General features: G+C 44.2%; 13 protein-coding genes. 4 read left to right on the top strand and 9 right to left on the bottom strand.

Features of this window, described 5'->3' with window-relative positions:
- Positions 1 to 103 precede the first annotated feature (103 nt).
- The 3 genes from L1076_RS01655 to L1076_RS01665 are packed head-to-tail and all read right to left on the bottom strand — an operon-like array spanning position 104 to position 1,774.
- Positions 104 to 976, bottom strand: coding sequence for an NAD(P)-dependent oxidoreductase (locus tag L1076_RS01655; protein WP_237303001.1), 873 nt, complete (start codon positions 974 to 976; stop codon positions 104 to 106).
- Between the two features lie 35 nt (positions 977 to 1,011).
- A complete protein-coding gene (locus L1076_RS01660) occupies positions 1,012 to 1,551 on the bottom strand; it encodes an AAA family ATPase (RefSeq protein ID WP_237303002.1) in 540 nt (179 codons plus the stop codon).
- Positions 1,552 to 1,594: 43 nt separating this feature from the next.
- The gene (locus L1076_RS01665; protein ID WP_237303003.1) at positions 1,595 to 1,774 is read right to left on the bottom strand and encodes a hypothetical protein; all 180 of its coding nucleotides are present in this window, start codon (positions 1,772 to 1,774) and stop codon (positions 1,595 to 1,597) included.
- A 544-nt stretch (positions 1,775 to 2,318) separates the two neighbouring features.
- Here L1076_RS01665 and L1076_RS01670 point away from each other — a divergent pair.
- The 4 genes from L1076_RS01670 (at position 2,319) to L1076_RS01685 (ending at position 6,852) form a co-directional block, all read left to right on the top strand.
- A complete protein-coding gene (locus L1076_RS01670) occupies positions 2,319 to 3,650 on the top strand; it encodes a cytochrome ubiquinol oxidase subunit I (RefSeq protein ID WP_054755267.1) in 1,332 nt (443 codons plus the stop codon).
- A 2-nt stretch (positions 3,651 to 3,652) separates the two neighbouring features.
- Positions 3,653 to 4,645, top strand: coding sequence for a cytochrome d ubiquinol oxidase subunit II (locus tag L1076_RS01675; RefSeq protein ID WP_237303004.1), 993 nt, complete (start codon positions 3,653 to 3,655; stop codon positions 4,643 to 4,645).
- Between the two features lie 283 nt (positions 4,646 to 4,928).
- Positions 4,929 to 5,930 (top strand): NADH:flavin oxidoreductase, encoded by a 1,002-nt coding sequence (locus L1076_RS01680; protein WP_237303005.1) that lies wholly within the window; start codon positions 4,929 to 4,931, stop codon positions 5,928 to 5,930.
- 214 nt (positions 5,931 to 6,144) lie between these two features.
- Complete coding sequence (locus tag L1076_RS01685) at positions 6,145 to 6,852, top strand: response regulator transcription factor (RefSeq protein WP_237303006.1); 708 nt, start codon at positions 6,145 to 6,147, stop codon at positions 6,850 to 6,852.
- 343 nt (positions 6,853 to 7,195) lie between these two features.
- Here the strand turns inward: L1076_RS01685 and L1076_RS27045 are convergent, their stop codons facing one another.
- The 6 genes from L1076_RS27045 to L1076_RS01715 form a co-directional block, all read right to left on the bottom strand.
- Complete coding sequence (locus L1076_RS27045; protein WP_038878091.1) at positions 7,196 to 8,467, bottom strand: HAMP domain-containing sensor histidine kinase; 1,272 nt, start codon at positions 8,465 to 8,467, stop codon at positions 7,196 to 7,198.
- Between the two features lie 11 nt (positions 8,468 to 8,478).
- Positions 8,479 to 9,171: a response regulator transcription factor gene (locus tag L1076_RS01695; protein WP_080774363.1), complete on the bottom strand. Its 693-nt coding sequence runs from the start codon at positions 9,169 to 9,171 to the stop codon at positions 8,479 to 8,481.
- A gap of 17 nt (positions 9,172 to 9,188) precedes the next feature.
- The gene (locus L1076_RS01700) at positions 9,189 to 9,731 is read right to left on the bottom strand and encodes a prepilin-type N-terminal cleavage/methylation domain-containing protein (protein ID WP_039976492.1); all 543 of its coding nucleotides are present in this window, start codon (positions 9,729 to 9,731) and stop codon (positions 9,189 to 9,191) included.
- 38 nt (positions 9,732 to 9,769) lie between these two features.
- Positions 9,770 to 11,467, bottom strand: a complete 1,698-nt coding sequence (locus L1076_RS01705; protein WP_237303007.1) for a GGDEF domain-containing protein — start codon at positions 11,465 to 11,467, stop codon at positions 9,770 to 9,772.
- A 330-nt stretch (positions 11,468 to 11,797) separates the two neighbouring features.
- On the bottom strand, positions 11,798 to 12,271 hold the full coding sequence (locus L1076_RS01710) for a prepilin-type N-terminal cleavage/methylation domain-containing protein (RefSeq protein WP_237303008.1): 474 nt from the start codon (positions 12,269 to 12,271) through the stop codon (positions 11,798 to 11,800).
- A 220-nt stretch (positions 12,272 to 12,491) separates the two neighbouring features.
- A complete protein-coding gene (locus L1076_RS01715) occupies positions 12,492 to 14,153 on the bottom strand; it encodes a SpoIIE family protein phosphatase (RefSeq protein ID WP_237303009.1) in 1,662 nt (553 codons plus the stop codon).
- Between the last annotated feature and the right edge of the window lie 3 nt (positions 14,154 to 14,156).

A 14,156-nucleotide genomic window follows, 5' to 3' on the forward strand; every position in this document is an offset into this window, starting at 1 on the left:
CTTTGCGAACGCGACTAACTGCCTATTTTTCATCATTAAACTACAAAGTAAAAAGGATAATTTATCGTTATCCCTTTCTAAGATTATCAATTCTGTTTTTAGTTCACCGAACTGGCAAAACTTCTGCAAATTCTTTGTCGAGCAACTCCAGCACACTTTCAAAACCGTGTTCTGGTAGCCAACCCAGTTCACCCTGCGCGGCGGAAGAATCGTACACGCGATCGAGCTTTGTCGGCAATTTCCATCCGCGTTCATCAAAGCTTTGTGCTAACTCTGGTACATGATCACGAAGCAGCGAATCAGCGTCGTCATACAGGCGTTGGCAGTCTTGAGTGGTAAAAGGCGTTTTGCCGGAGATAATGAAACGTCGAAAACCGTTTAATCGTTTTTCGATCGCACACAGGTGTGCACTTGCGACATCACGCGCATCCACTCCACGAGTAAGACGATAAGCTGCCATAAGATCAGCCGACTCGGGAAAGCAACGCGACATTTGCAAAACCGTCACGGGCAGATTAAATAGGTCCGAAATCTGTTCCAGTTTCTGCTCTGCTTCCACTTTACTACGATGGTATATCGACTTTGGTTGAGGCGTTATCGTTTCATCTATCCAGCCAGCAATGTCTTGTGGTGTAGAAGCATGCCCATACAATGCGGTCGTACTGGTGAAAACAAAGTGCTTCACTCCGCATTGAATGCTCTGCAAAGCGAGCTTTTCTGTTGCCTCTACATTAATACTGTTGAACTCAGAGTCGTCGACTAAACCAACATGAGGTGCATGCAGCGCCGCGGTATGAATTACTGCATCAACACCTTCTAGGGCTTTGGCTATCAGCTCTGTGTCACGAATGTCACCAACGTAATCCGCCGTTGAACATGGAGTACGATCAATGCCTACAACCTCATGCAGTCTCATCAACTTAATGTAGATAGCTCGCCCAACCCGCCCTGCAGTTCCCGTAATTAAAACTTTCAACGTTATTACCTATTGTTTTTGCTTTCGCACTCATTTTACTCATATTTCAGGCAATCGAGAACAAATTGCGCTCTCTGTTTCACCGCCATTGGCGGGACTTCTATCAAGTCATAACCAAATAATTGGTAAGCCTTGAGCATAGCTTGGTAGGTTCTTACCGCTTCTGGAAAGTCTTGTTTTCGCTCTGCGTCGTTCGTAAATATGGCTTCCCAAGGCGGAAAGACAAAGACTGGGTTGGCGTAACGTATATGCTGACACGCATCCATTAATGCTTGTGAAATGGGTAAGTTCTCCAATTGGCTATAACCGTATGAATCCACAATACAGCGGTCAAAGAACACAAGTTCACTGAGTTCTTCGAAAGCTTGATGGTGGTTTTTCTCTTCACGTACCATCTCATCACGAAAGGCTGTTTTGTCTTTCCACGGTAAAGCATCACCACCGAGAGCGACTTGCTGTTTGATCACTTTGCGCCCCACTTCTAGCGCGCAATTGTAACCAAGCTCAATCAGCTTTTCTATTACAGAGGTTTTGCCCGCACCCGGGCCACCTGTAAATACGATTAGGTTGTTCATGTAGACCTCGATTGTTTAAGCGTAATGTTCGCCTTCCGCCCTTTTATGTCGGTCGTTGGTTATTCTCGAATCGGTGTTGTAGAAGAAGTTTGATCTCTGAAAGAAGCCAGTTAATCAATGGGGTATCTTGAGTTTGATAGAGGTAATAGGCGTACACATCCATATTTTGCTTGGGTAAGCCTGTGCTGGAGGTAACCGTAAGATGAATAGCGACTGTCGTCATGACAATGGCGACTGGGAAGAAGGCATCAGAATATTAATGAGCGTTGAAGTTAGCCTTCGAAGAATCGGATTTCAACCCCTATTTATTCATTTTAAATAATCTTGCTCGTCCCATTTGATAGGAGAACACGAGTATTTGACTTTCCTTCGCAACCTATCGCTATGTAACCCTATATTTGCTGCAACTCCAAGCGTATGTGCGAGTAGAAAATGAAAGCCCAAAGCGAAATATCCTTACTAAAAACCTTGTTTTTTGTAATTTTATTTCACATATTACGAAGTGAGACTAAGGATAATTCGAATCCATTATCATCAAAAACCACCTCGTTATATTTCCTTTCTTTTACTCACTTTTCGCGACTATTAGCGGCATTTTGAGACAATTTCCCACACTCCTTTCTTTGTCTTAGTTGATATAAATCATGGTTAGAAGAAAACAGAATCACCTGTATTTCTCGAGACATGAATCCAAACCGCCCGGTTTTTTCGTAACTAAATTACAGATAGACACGATTTTTAGCACGGCACGTTTTTGAGGAACCAAGATGTTAGATACCCTCATGTTGTCGCGGATCCAGTTCGCGGCCAATATCAGCTTTCATATTCTCTTCCCGACCATCACGATCGCACTGGCGTGGATGTTGGTGTTTTTCAAATGGCGATATATCCGCACTCAGGCCCCCGTATGGCTTGATGTTTATTACTTCTGGGTCAAAGTCTTTGCATTGACCTTCGCCCTAGGCGTGGTGTCTGGCATCACCATGAGTTTCCAATTTGGTACCAACTGGCCAGGCTTTATGGAACGCGTTGGCAATGTAGCTGGTCCTCTTTTAGGTTATGAGGTCATGACCGCTTTCTTTATGGAAGCCACCTTTCTAGGTGTAATGTTGTTCGGGCGAGGACGCGTGCCAGAATGGGTTCACACTCTTGCCACCGTTCTCGTCGCTGTCGGTACGAGCATGTCCGCATTTTGGATTTTGGTTCTCAATAGTTGGATGCACACCCCAAGTGGTTATGAAGTGATTGACGGCATTGTGCATGTAACCAGTTGGAAAGAGGTCATTTTCAATCCTTCTTTGCCATACCGTCTTCTACACACGCTATTAGCATCGGCGTTGACTGCCAGCTTTTTGATTGCAGGTATCTCGGCTTATCAAATAATGAAAAAGCCAGATCATCGCTCAGCCAAACTTGGCCTAAAAGTCGCGCTGTTTGCTGCGGCTGGATTCATCCCAATTCAAATCTTTGTCGGTGACCTTCACGGGTTAAACACGCTTGAACATCAACCTGCAAAAATTGCAGCAATGGAAGGCGTGTGGGAGACCGAGCAAGGCGCGCCTCTTCTTTTGTTTGCGATGCCAAATGAAGAAACTCGCAGCAATGATTTTGAAGTGGGCATCCCTAAGCTGGCGAGTTTGATTCTTACTCATGATTTAGAAGGCGAAATCCAAGGACTTAACGAGTTTGCGCCTGACCACCCGCCAGTGAAGCCCTTGTTCTTTGGTTTCCGCGTGATGGTTGGTGTAGGTGTCCTTATGTTGCTGGTTAGCTGGTATGGCGCGGTGAAGCTGGCACGCAAAAAAGCGCTACCTAGACCTTACCTGTACACGGTATTAGCCATGACGTTCTCTGGTTGGATAGCCACACTTGCGGGTTGGTATGTTACTGAGATTGGTCGACAACCTTGGTTGGTCAGCGGTGTATTGCGTACATCAGAAGCCGTCACCACAGTTGCGAGCAGTAGCGTGATGACTTCGCTCATAATGTATTTGGCCATTTACGCTGCACTGCTGGTTGCGTACATCCATACCCTGTTCTATTTGGCGCGCAAAGACGTTGCAGCCCATGAAGTCCCACTGACACAACAAGAGGCCTAATCATGCTCGACTATCTACCAGAAATATATCTTCTGCTGCTTGGCTTCTCGGTCTTTATGTATGCCGTGCTCGACGGCTACGACCTTGGCGTCGGTATCCTTTTACCGAGCGACAATGAAGCGCAACGTGACAGAATGATAGCGTCTATTGGCCCTTTCTGGGACGCAAACGAAACGTGGTTGGTGTTAGCCGTTGGTATTCTGCTGATTGCCTTTCCTACCGCTCATAGCTTGATTTTGACTGAGCTTTATATGCCGACCGCCATCATGCTGATCGCTCTGATCATGCGTGGCGTGGCGTTCGACTTCCGAGCTAAAGCGAACTCGGATCATAAACCTCATTGGGATTGGTGCTTCAGAATTGGCTCGTTAGTCACTGCTCTAACTCAGGGTTACATGGTCGGTCGTTACATCATGGGATTTGAGCAATCAACCGAAGCATTTGGCTTTGCATGGTTAAGCGCACTTTGTGTAACAGCGGCGTACGTTTACATCGGTGGCGCATGGTTGGTACTAAAAACGGAAGGTGATTTGCAGATACGTTCGGCCCGTTGGTCTCGTCGTGCTGGTTGGTTGGCAGCTTTGGGAATCTTAGTCGTCAGCGTTGTAAACCCGATTGTAAATCAACAAGTCGCCCTGCGTTGGTTCAGCTTCCCAGAAGTCTTGTTGCTTGCACCCATTCCGTTGATTGTGCTGGCAACTATCTTCCTCGTTGATCGCTATTTGCGTCAGGTTCCAATGGTGAATGATCTGGGTGTGCGCTGGCCTTTCTTTGGTGTCACCGTCATTTTCGCCTTGAGCTTTCTCGGTCTTGCGTACAGCTTCTTCCCAGAAGTTGTGCCGGGATTAATGACCGCACAAGAAGCCGCTTCATCACCTGCGACCTTAATGATTGTGGGCTTCGGTGTGATGATTGTTATGCCGATGATTTTGCTTTACACCTTTATGGTATATCGAATCTTCAAAGGCAAAGCGACAGAGCTTAGCTACAAGTAGACAAGACAATTACCTACATAGAAACGCCGCTGATTTAGCGGCGTTTTAACAACACCCTTTCAAGCTTTGATAGCTCCACGATTGGCTGGTGATCTCATGAAACGCTGATTACGTAAGATAAGCCTCTGAAAAGCAGTCAATATTGGCTGCTTTTTGATTATACTCAAGTAACCTCAAAATTCTTGGGTAATAACGCTAGGCCTTTAGTTCTTAAGTTTCACTTAATGAATAACACTCTCTGGCTTAAAATGACGACGGAATTACAGATATTACGAGGGACCGTATGACCCGCTTCTCTTCATTGACAGTTGCGCACCACCACTTGAAAAACCGCGTTGTTGTGCCACCAATGGCATCTCAAACCTCCACTACCGAAGGTCTCGCAACTTCAAGCACCATAAAACACTACGGCAAACTGGCACAATCCGGTGCAGGTCTTGTTATGGTTGAATACAGTTTTGTCGATTTTTCTGGACGAAGTGAACCGAACCAATTGGGCGCGCACAGTGATGACTGCGTGGAAGGAATGAAAGCGATCGCCCAAGTTATCCACGATCACGGCGCAAAAGCAGGCTTTCAAATCACGCATTGCGGTGGCAAAGCAACGTTAGAAACCTGTCCAAATTTAATGGGGCCTTCCGGAATAACCGTACCCGCTTGCGACCGTGTGTTACCGCAACCGAGAGCGATGACGTTGGAAGACATGCTTATTTGGCGTAAGCAGTTCATCGATGCAGCGCTTCGTGCCGACAAAGCCGGTTTTGATTTTGTTGAACTGCACTGCGCACACGGCTATGGATTAAACCAAGTTCTCTCCCCAGTCACGAACCAACGTGATGACCTATACGGTGGTTCATTAGAGAACCGCTCTCGTTTAGTGGTCGAGATCATCGAAGCAATCAAAGCCAAGAGCAATATTGGCATGATGGTGCGCATTCCAGGTCAGGACCTTTACCCAGAAGGATTAACGCAAGAAGACATGGTGAAAGTGTGTAAGTTATTCATTAACGCTGGCTTGGATTTGATTAACGTCTCATCGGGTATTGGTGGTTGGAACCGTCCTAAAGACCGCCGCGGCGAAGGCTTTTTAGTCTCAGAATCCGCTTTTCTAAAACAAGCTGACTTGGGTATCCCAATCATTGGTGTGGGTGGTATCGAGAGTGCCGAATACATTGACCAAGCGGTCAACAACGGTTGGCTCGATTTGGCTGCCGTCGGTCGTGCCATATTGAAAGATCCCCTCGCCTTTAATCAGCAGATCATGCAAAAAGAGGTCAATGCTTAACAGTAATTCAACACGTGGAGGCTCTTTTTTATCTCAAATCTTGGGCATGTCCCCAGCTCCAATCAACGTGGCTGAATGAAGTATAGCTCGTTGAAACGTTATCTTTCTTATGCCGCACGGAGTGAACTTTTAATGATAGGAAGTGGTTCAAGTCGTCAATAAAGAATTGAAATTAAGTATTTGTTTTTCATCCACTCAGGCTCAATAATCAATTATGCCTTACAGAATTGGATTGGGAAGAATCGTGGCGCCACCAAATACGCTTCAACTGCTATTAGTCGAAGACAATCTAGAGCTAGCAGAAACAACCGTTGAACACTTTGAACTCGAAGGTGTTGAATGTGATCACGTACCTAACGGTATTGCTGCTCTCGATTTGATTGCTAAAACACATTACCACGTGGTGATTCTTGACCTCAACTTGCCTCGACTCTCTGGTTTGGAGGTATGTCAAAAGTTACGGGAACAAGGTAACGATGTCCCCGTTATTATGCTGACAGCAAGAGATACGCTGAACGATAAGATCATCGGTTTTGAGACTGGCGCAGACGATTATTTAACTAAACCGTTCGCATTCGAAGAGTTGTTTATGCGCGTCAAGGTACTGTCTCGTCGACGCAGTGGCGAGGTAAATCTGCTCCAGCTAAAAGATCTACAAATGAACGTCAAAGAGCGCAACGTAAAGCGTGCCAATGATGAAATTAAACTCTCACCTACGGGTTATCGTATTTTGGAAGTACTACTTAGAGCGACACCCAATCCAATCAGTCGTGAAGACTTAATCCAGAAGGTATGGGGAGATGAACAACCGGACACCAACAGCTTAAAAGTGCACATGTTCAAATTAAGGCATGCACTCGATGATAATTACGAAGAGAAGCTACTCCAAACCATCAAAAACTTTGGGTTCGTCTTAAAGTAACCTCTCAGACACTTAGCAAGCATCAGTCAGTAATCTTACTTCCGGAGTACTGATGTTTTGGTACATCACTTGGCATTGGAAGTTGATGCTTTTCTTATCCAAATCAGAAGTGAAGAAAATATAGATTTGGTTGTTTGGCGTGCTTTGTCAGTAAACAGATCGGCTGCGTGTCGATCTCTCTGAAACGTCGTCACAGAAACCACATCGGTTTCCATTATTCAACTCTATGGCGTCTTTCTGTGAATTCAAAAATCGAGGGTAATAGCCACCGAAAAATATGAAGAATCACAATCGCGATAACGAACTCGTTTAAGGTAAACCCTTTGCTATCGTCTTAATTCTCTTATGCAAACGTCACTTTCACGACTCTACCGTTGGCTAATACTTGTTCATCATATTGCCAGTAGTACTTGTCACAAATCTTTTTAATCAGTAATAGACCCAAACCAAAACCGGTTGTTTCGTGGGTCAGATTTGTTTTTGCATCAGTGTTGATGACTTCGACCTCTAAACCGGTTTGCTTAATAATCACTTTACCTTCTATGGTGTGCTGAAACGCATTACGAATTAGGTTAGTAATGACGATTTTGCACATGCCTGATAAGTGCAAGCATTCGAAACTGTCGACGTTGACCTCAACTTCAACGGCCTTCCCATCTAATAAGTAGCGTTGTTCATTCACCACCAGCTCCGCCAATACGCCTAGGCTTGTCATCGTTTCTTTAAGCTCAGTTGAGTTTTCATGATTGAGCCATAACAAGCTTTCACATAGGTCAGACATCGCCAGGCTGTTATTTTCGATTCTCTGAATATTTTTAAGTAATCGCTCTTTTGGCATATCGCTGGCGATCATTTTTTTCATTAACTCAGAATTGGAACGAATTACTGCAATTGGCGTCCGTAACTCGTGGCTCGCATAACGTATGAACTCTTGCTCTTTCTTCACACTTCTTTGAACTGCAGATAAAGACGAATTGATCACTCGGGCCATCATGTTCAATTCAGAAAACTTAAAGTCAGGTATGTTGGAACGATCATCTTTTTCACGAATATTCATCGCCCATGTTTTTAGTTCTTCGACTGGTTTTGTGATTTTGCGAAGAATAAAGAACACACCGATTAAAAACAGGGTTAACAATACCGCGACAAACAACACGATATAATTGAGTTGCGGTAACAAATTTATGTTAAGTGTATCGGTGAAATCATCGAATGCATTTTTGTTGATTTTGACTGCGACAAATTTGGTTTGAGCATCCACTTCGCTTTTTATCAACAAATAGATGAAGCGGTTGGCGTTTCTCCCTGCGCGATACTCAGTCTCTGTCGCTTTAAATAACTTCCCTACCGCGAGATCCTTTTCAACAAACTTGAGTTGAAATGCCAAAGGTAAGTCATCCCAATTGGCGGTAATGATAAATGGCGGGTTAATGATGGGTTTGCCTACTTGCGGCTCTTCCGTTTCCGCTTTCACCAGCATGACACCTTTGGTCATAAGATCGATACCAGTATAGAGGTTATAGGTGCTATAAGAGCCCGCAACAACGGCAAGGATTAACCCTAACACCGCAGAGACGGTGATTACGTACACTCTAAGGCTGTCTTTGATCTTCACTGATGACTTTCCTATTGATGCCGTGACTTGGACTTGAGCACATAGCCAAAGTTAGGAAGCGTATGAATAAGCTTGATGTTTTGTCCCTTATCCACCGCCTGACGCAGCTTAAACATGTGAACTTTCAAGCTGTTACTTTCTGGTGACGCATCGCCCCAGACCAATCGCATTATCTTACTTCGACTTACTGGTGAAGGACTAGCGCTCATCATCACTTTCAAAATATTGTAGCAAGTCGGTGATAAATTGAGAGAATCTTCCCCTCGAAAGACCTCCCTACTGCTGATATCGAGTACCAAGTCACCCACAACGAGCCGCTCTGGCGCGCCACTTCTACGTTTTAACAACACCTGTACACGAGCGAGCAGTTCTTCAAGGGCAAAAGGCTTGACCATGTAGTCATCAGCACCAACCTGAAAGCCTGCTAATTTATCGCTCAGATCGCTTCTCGCGCTCAGAATCAAAATAGGTAAGTCAATACCATCTAAACGCAACTCTTCACAGACTTTTAAACCTGACAATTGGGGTAAGTTAACGTCCAGAATGACCAGATCATAGTCATCTGAACGAGCTAACTTTAACGCCATCATACCATTGGATGCATGGTCACAATGAATCCCATTCATCTCTAAGTATTCCATGATGGTCTTTGCTAATTCAATATTGTCGTCGACCAACAAAAGGTGCTTGTGCATTACATCCATTTACCTACATTCCATCACTAACAATCTTCGGTCTCTAACGTTGTCATGCTTTTCCCAGTGCGGCTTGCCGTCGCTGGCACGTAATGAATGCGGCAATGAAACGAGGTTAAGTCGTCCCAATCACCATAAAACTGGGGAAAAATCCAAAATCCGCCATCGTAATCAGTTTCAAAATTCAGCGTATCTTCACCATGATAATCTTGATTAAGAGGTGAGACATCGGCATCAACCAACTCATTAAATTGTTCGTATGCTTGGCGCTGGAAGACATCAAACCAAGGATAGTTGTCTTCATTGGTTAAACGAATTTGTTGCCCATTTAGCACCAAACAACGCATTTGCTTGTGGTAATCACAAGGTTGGATATTAGCCGAAGGAAGTTGTGATTTGGCAGATGCCAACGCAAATGCAGACTCGATCGCCCCTTGAGTAGCCTTTAGAGTGGCAACTCTCGCCTCTGATTGTATTCCCAAGAATTTAGGCGCAGCAATAACGGCTAAGATACCTAAAATAACGATGACAACGACCAGTTCGATCAGAGTAAAACCTTTATTCTTCATAAAATCTCCAAACCGTTGAGACGTCCTTGTCTATAGATTTAAATAACGTAGTCAACGCTGCGCTGACGTTTAATATGACGTTTGGCTGTGTACATGTTTCTGTCGGCAATTTCGATGGCAGTATTGACATCGTGGTTGTTCACTTTTGATAGGCCGTACGCAAAGGACAAGTCGTACCCTTTTTCTGCAAAGTAACGCGTCATTTTCACGTTTAACGAATTGAGTCTGTTTTCGATATCGTCGTAAGTAGAGGTATCAAAAATGATTACAAACTCATCACCTCCATAACGAATCACCACGTCTTTATCTCGAAGTGATGATTTCAATAAACACGCAAAATCGACAAGGCAGCTGTCTCCGACTCTATGACCAAACGCATCGTTAACGGCTTTAAAGCCATTCATATCCAAAAAGGCAACGATCCGGTTTTCATACGCTCCTAAGTGGTACTTCAAAAACGAGCGGGTATAACACTTGGTTAGCTCATCTTTACTCACATCCACCAAACCAACGTTTGAGGGGCAAACCGTCGTGATGATAAATTTCTTGTCGTTATAAACCATCTTCTCTCGAATGGTGTCGTACTCGATGCCATCAAAGTATTCTTTGTCCTTGCGAAACATCAATTCATCATCGAACAAGACGTGTTTGTCCTTCTCTAAACACAAGCGGTAGCTTTCATTTTCTTGGATGATTTCCTGTGGATCGATCCCGACTATACTGCCTCCAACTAACTCACGATGTGCTGTATTGTCATACACGACAACACCTTGTTCGTTTCGTATGATCACCAGTTTTTCTGTTGAGTCGATCAAGGAAACGACTCCATTACCGAGAATCGAAGAGTTATTGAAGTAGATATCTCGTAAGTTTTTCAGCGTTACCTTAATGTCTTCGTTATGAACCAAACCAAGAATGTCGTTGTCCGCGATAAAATGGTTTACTCGTTCATCATTTAGCGTCTCAACATCATTTTCGACCAGAAAATTGTATAGTTTGTAATCCAAATCTAGTCCCATGCGAAGCATCGCTTCAACAGGTACTTCTTGGTCTTGATTCGTGAACGAGTCTAGCTTAACAATTTCGTCTAACGGCATAGGAGGATGAAAGTAAAACCCTTGAATCGTCGGACTTTCCGCAAATAGTTCAATAAGCTCTTTTTGACGCTTACTTTCTACCCCTTCAAAAACGATTTTGTGCGTACACAAAGTTTTAATTTTTGAGTATAGAAATGATAGGTGCTTAAATTTGCAGTAATTGTTTTCAATATCACGAACTAAAGAACGATCAAACTTAACCTCATCCGCACCTATCGTTAGCGCTAAATCTGCACGAGCAAAATCTTTGCCGAAGTCATCAATAGACAGCTTGATGCCGTTGTCTTTTAGCAGCGCAACATGATTAAGAAATTCGTCGTTGAGCTCAACACCTTGATGCTCAACCAACTCTAAAGAAACATTCTTTCCTTTTAGCTGCTTGATCGCACTGAAGACAAAGTAATCATTCAAAACACTGGTTGGGTAGATGTTGATGGATACCGGAATTTGAATGTCAAACTTCGCGATGTCTTCCAAACAACGCTTCATCACTGATAGATCAAGCGCCATGTTGTCTTTCACTTCGGCGAAAAATTCAGGCAGTGTTTTTTCAACGTCGACTGGTCGTAGCAAAGCTTCAAGACCAACGATCACGCCATCTTTTAGTTTTGGTTGGTACAACAAGTTGAAATCTGACATTAAGAGACCTTTATAAGTGTTTTTATTGAGTTGGTATTCACGTAGTTCGCTGACCAACACGTTTAATGACACTCGCCTCTACTTCCTGTTAATCATTAACAAGGTTAAATTCCATCTCAAAGCCAACGCTTTAAGAGGCATAGTGTGTGATATGAGTCATATCTTAAATTTCTCATGGTTAACGCTAAGTTAACGCCAGCCTCCGTTTTAATGATTAATTTTTATCGTCACCATAACGGTATGTTTTAAGAGGCTTTTAAGGGAACTTTTTAAGGGAATACGCACAACTTTTGAGCACAAAAAAGCCACTTTAAAAAGTGGCTCTAAGAATCATTTTGTTAACCCACTGCACTCTGCCGGATCTTTGATAACCACGGCTGTTGCTGCACTAGTCACACCGGCTTGTGTGTACTTGATGCAAGTTTTGTCATAACCCGCAATGCCAAAGTAAATTGAAGCGCTACCAGGGATTTCTTTGTGTGCCCAGTCTTCTCTCAAGCCATGCACCACAATAGATAGGTCATTCAAGGTCGCTTTTGGGTATCCATAAGCGATAGCCAAATCAAGCGTTCCTGTGCCATCAGTATCCAATTTAGCCTCTTCTGCGCGTTCGATACCCATCAACGCCGCTTTGCCGTAAACAATGCCCATGGCACCGTTCATCGCCCCTCTTAACCCAGCAATTGCCGCGTTTCTCGCATCATCTTGCAAATTCAAGAATCGAGGCGCTGCCGTCACAGATAAAATACCTAAGATGACAATGACCACGACCAATTCAATTAAGGTAAAACCTTTCGCCTTCATTTTTTATTTCCCAACTACAAACGAGAGAAAAATCACGATGACAAGAGGCAGAAGCCCTGACTCTCCATCGGTTGACGGAGAATATACGACGGGGAAAGTTAACGCAGGGTTAACTCAAAACGGGCAGAAAAAATAAAGTTTAGGCAATCGATTAGCGCGCACAAACTAATGCGTGTTAATGCGTGTAAGAGGAAGATCTTAGCAACATCACAAGCAAAAGTTACGATTTAGACGCTATTGCGACCGTAAAGCAATTGCGCTCCCCTTGATGTGATACAGAAAACGCGTTTGTCATTTGGGCAATGAGCATTAAGCCTCGTCCTGAAGGCATCCAACTCTGTTCATCAAATAGATTTGGCGCCTCTATTTGCTTTGAGGTGTAGCTTTGGAAGGTTTCATCAGTAATGCGATTGCCATAATCAAATACACGCACTTCTATGTTGTGCTGCTTACCTTGTATTAGTTCGCATTCTAACTCGACCGTTTTTCCGGTTTGTTCTTGATACGCATGGATGAAAGCATTGTTCATCAACTCAACCACACACAACTCTAGGGTTTGCATGGCATGAGAAGAAACTGAATGTTGTTGAAGGAACTCAACCAATTCGAGACTCGCTTGGCGTGAAACTTCTAAAGACGCTTGATAGGATTTCTGGAATACCGCACTCGGCGAATTGACGGCTTGCGACTGCCTAGAACCCAACCATTGCACTTTCAACACGCTCACATCATCGTCGAGTTCCGGTTTTCCTTGCCAGTTTTGCACTTGCTCCAAAACGGCATTGGTTTGTGCCTTTTCTGGTATCGCTTGACTCCCTTCGATGTTGGATAGCAGTCGGTCAATGCCGTAAAGCTCCTCTCCTTGCTTGGCTTCTATTAGGCCATCGGAGAAAAACCAAAGGGCGTCATTAGGCTTAAGTTGGATACTTCCACCTTGGTACATCATCGGCTCTAATGCCCCGACAATGAAGTTGTTGTCGCCAACAAGTTCCAAGCGGTTTTGTTCCGTCTGTTGCCAAACGAATTTAGGGTGTCCTGCAGTGCAATAATTCAGCTCACCGGTTTCGGTGTTCAACACGGCGTATTCGATAGTGAAGTAAAGCTTGCTGTTTTGCGCTTGCTGGTAGCGCCGATTAAGCCTTTCAATCACAGCGGCAGGCTCACTGATGCGGTATTTATTGTCGCTCCAGTCTAACGTTATGGACTCCGATTGGTGACGTTGTGACAAAGTTTGCTGGACTGAAAATGCCATCAGCGCTGAAGAAATACCATGGCCCGATACATCAAATACGTAGAAAGCAACATGTTGCTCATCAAGCTCGACATAACCAAACATGTCGCCACCGATCTTGGAACAAGGCACATAAGTAAAGCTGAATTTTGCCGTGTGAATTTGTTCTTCCACTGGTAATAACTGAGTCATCAAATCACTCGCAGCGTCGAGATCTTGTTGAATAGTTTGATAGGCTAAATCGAGCTCTTGGTTTTTTGTCGTGAGCGTATTGTGCAGTTCTAAGGTACGAAAACCCGCTCGGATGCGCGCTTGTAGTTCCTCTACAGATGTCTTCTTGTCGACAAAGTCATCGGCGCCTGCATCCATGCCTTTGATGATGGATTCTTGATCGTTACGGGAAGAGAGAAGCACAAAGAAGATATAACGAGAAAACGCCGACGATTTAAGCTCACGGCAAAGCTCAATGCCACTGATGCCCGGCATCATCAAATCACTGAGGACAAACTGAATGTCAGTTCGGTGAGTCAGCACTTCTAACGCAGACTCACCATCTTCAACGGCAATGACCTCGTACCCTTGCTTTTGCAGTGCACTGGTCATATAGAGCAACACCGTTTTACTGTCATCGACCAACAAAATTGATTTCATAAT

The sequence above is a fragment of the Vibrio sp. MMG023 genome (assembly GCF_021654215.1).
Classification (GTDB): domain Bacteria; phylum Pseudomonadota; class Gammaproteobacteria; order Enterobacterales; family Vibrionaceae; genus Vibrio; species Vibrio jasicida.

What these genes read in the sequence shown, in the direction of transcription:
- L1076_RS01700 (WP_039976492.1), bottom strand. Translation starts at nt 9,731, where the DNA reads ATGAAGAATAAAGGTTTTACTCTGATCGAACTGGTCGTTGTCATCGTT.
- L1076_RS01665 (WP_237303003.1), bottom strand. Translation starts at nt 1,774, where the DNA reads ATGACGACAGTCGCTATTCATCTTACGGTTACCTCCAGCACAGGCTTA.
- L1076_RS01715 (WP_237303009.1), bottom strand. Translation starts at nt 14,153, where the DNA reads ATGAAATCAATTTTGTTGGTCGATGACAGTAAAACGGTGTTGCTCTAT.
- L1076_RS01695 (WP_080774363.1), bottom strand. Translation starts at nt 9,171, where the DNA reads ATGGATGTAATGCACAAGCACCTTTTGTTGGTCGACGACAATATTGAA.
- L1076_RS01675 (WP_237303004.1), top strand. Translation starts at nt 3,653, where the DNA reads ATGCTCGACTATCTACCAGAAATATATCTTCTGCTGCTTGGCTTCTCG.
- L1076_RS01705 (WP_237303007.1), bottom strand. Translation starts at nt 11,467, where the DNA reads ATGTCAGATTTCAACTTGTTGTACCAACCAAAACTAAAAGATGGCGTG.
- L1076_RS01710 (WP_237303008.1), bottom strand. Translation starts at nt 12,271, where the DNA reads ATGAAGGCGAAAGGTTTTACCTTAATTGAATTGGTCGTGGTCATTGTC.
- L1076_RS01685 (WP_237303006.1), top strand. Translation starts at nt 6,145, where the DNA reads ATGCCTTACAGAATTGGATTGGGAAGAATCGTGGCGCCACCAAATACG.
- L1076_RS01670 (WP_054755267.1), top strand. Translation starts at nt 2,319, where the DNA reads ATGTTAGATACCCTCATGTTGTCGCGGATCCAGTTCGCGGCCAATATC.
- L1076_RS01660 (WP_237303002.1), bottom strand. Translation starts at nt 1,551, where the DNA reads ATGAACAACCTAATCGTATTTACAGGTGGCCCGGGTGCGGGCAAAACC.
- L1076_RS01680 (WP_237303005.1), top strand. Translation starts at nt 4,929, where the DNA reads ATGACCCGCTTCTCTTCATTGACAGTTGCGCACCACCACTTGAAAAAC.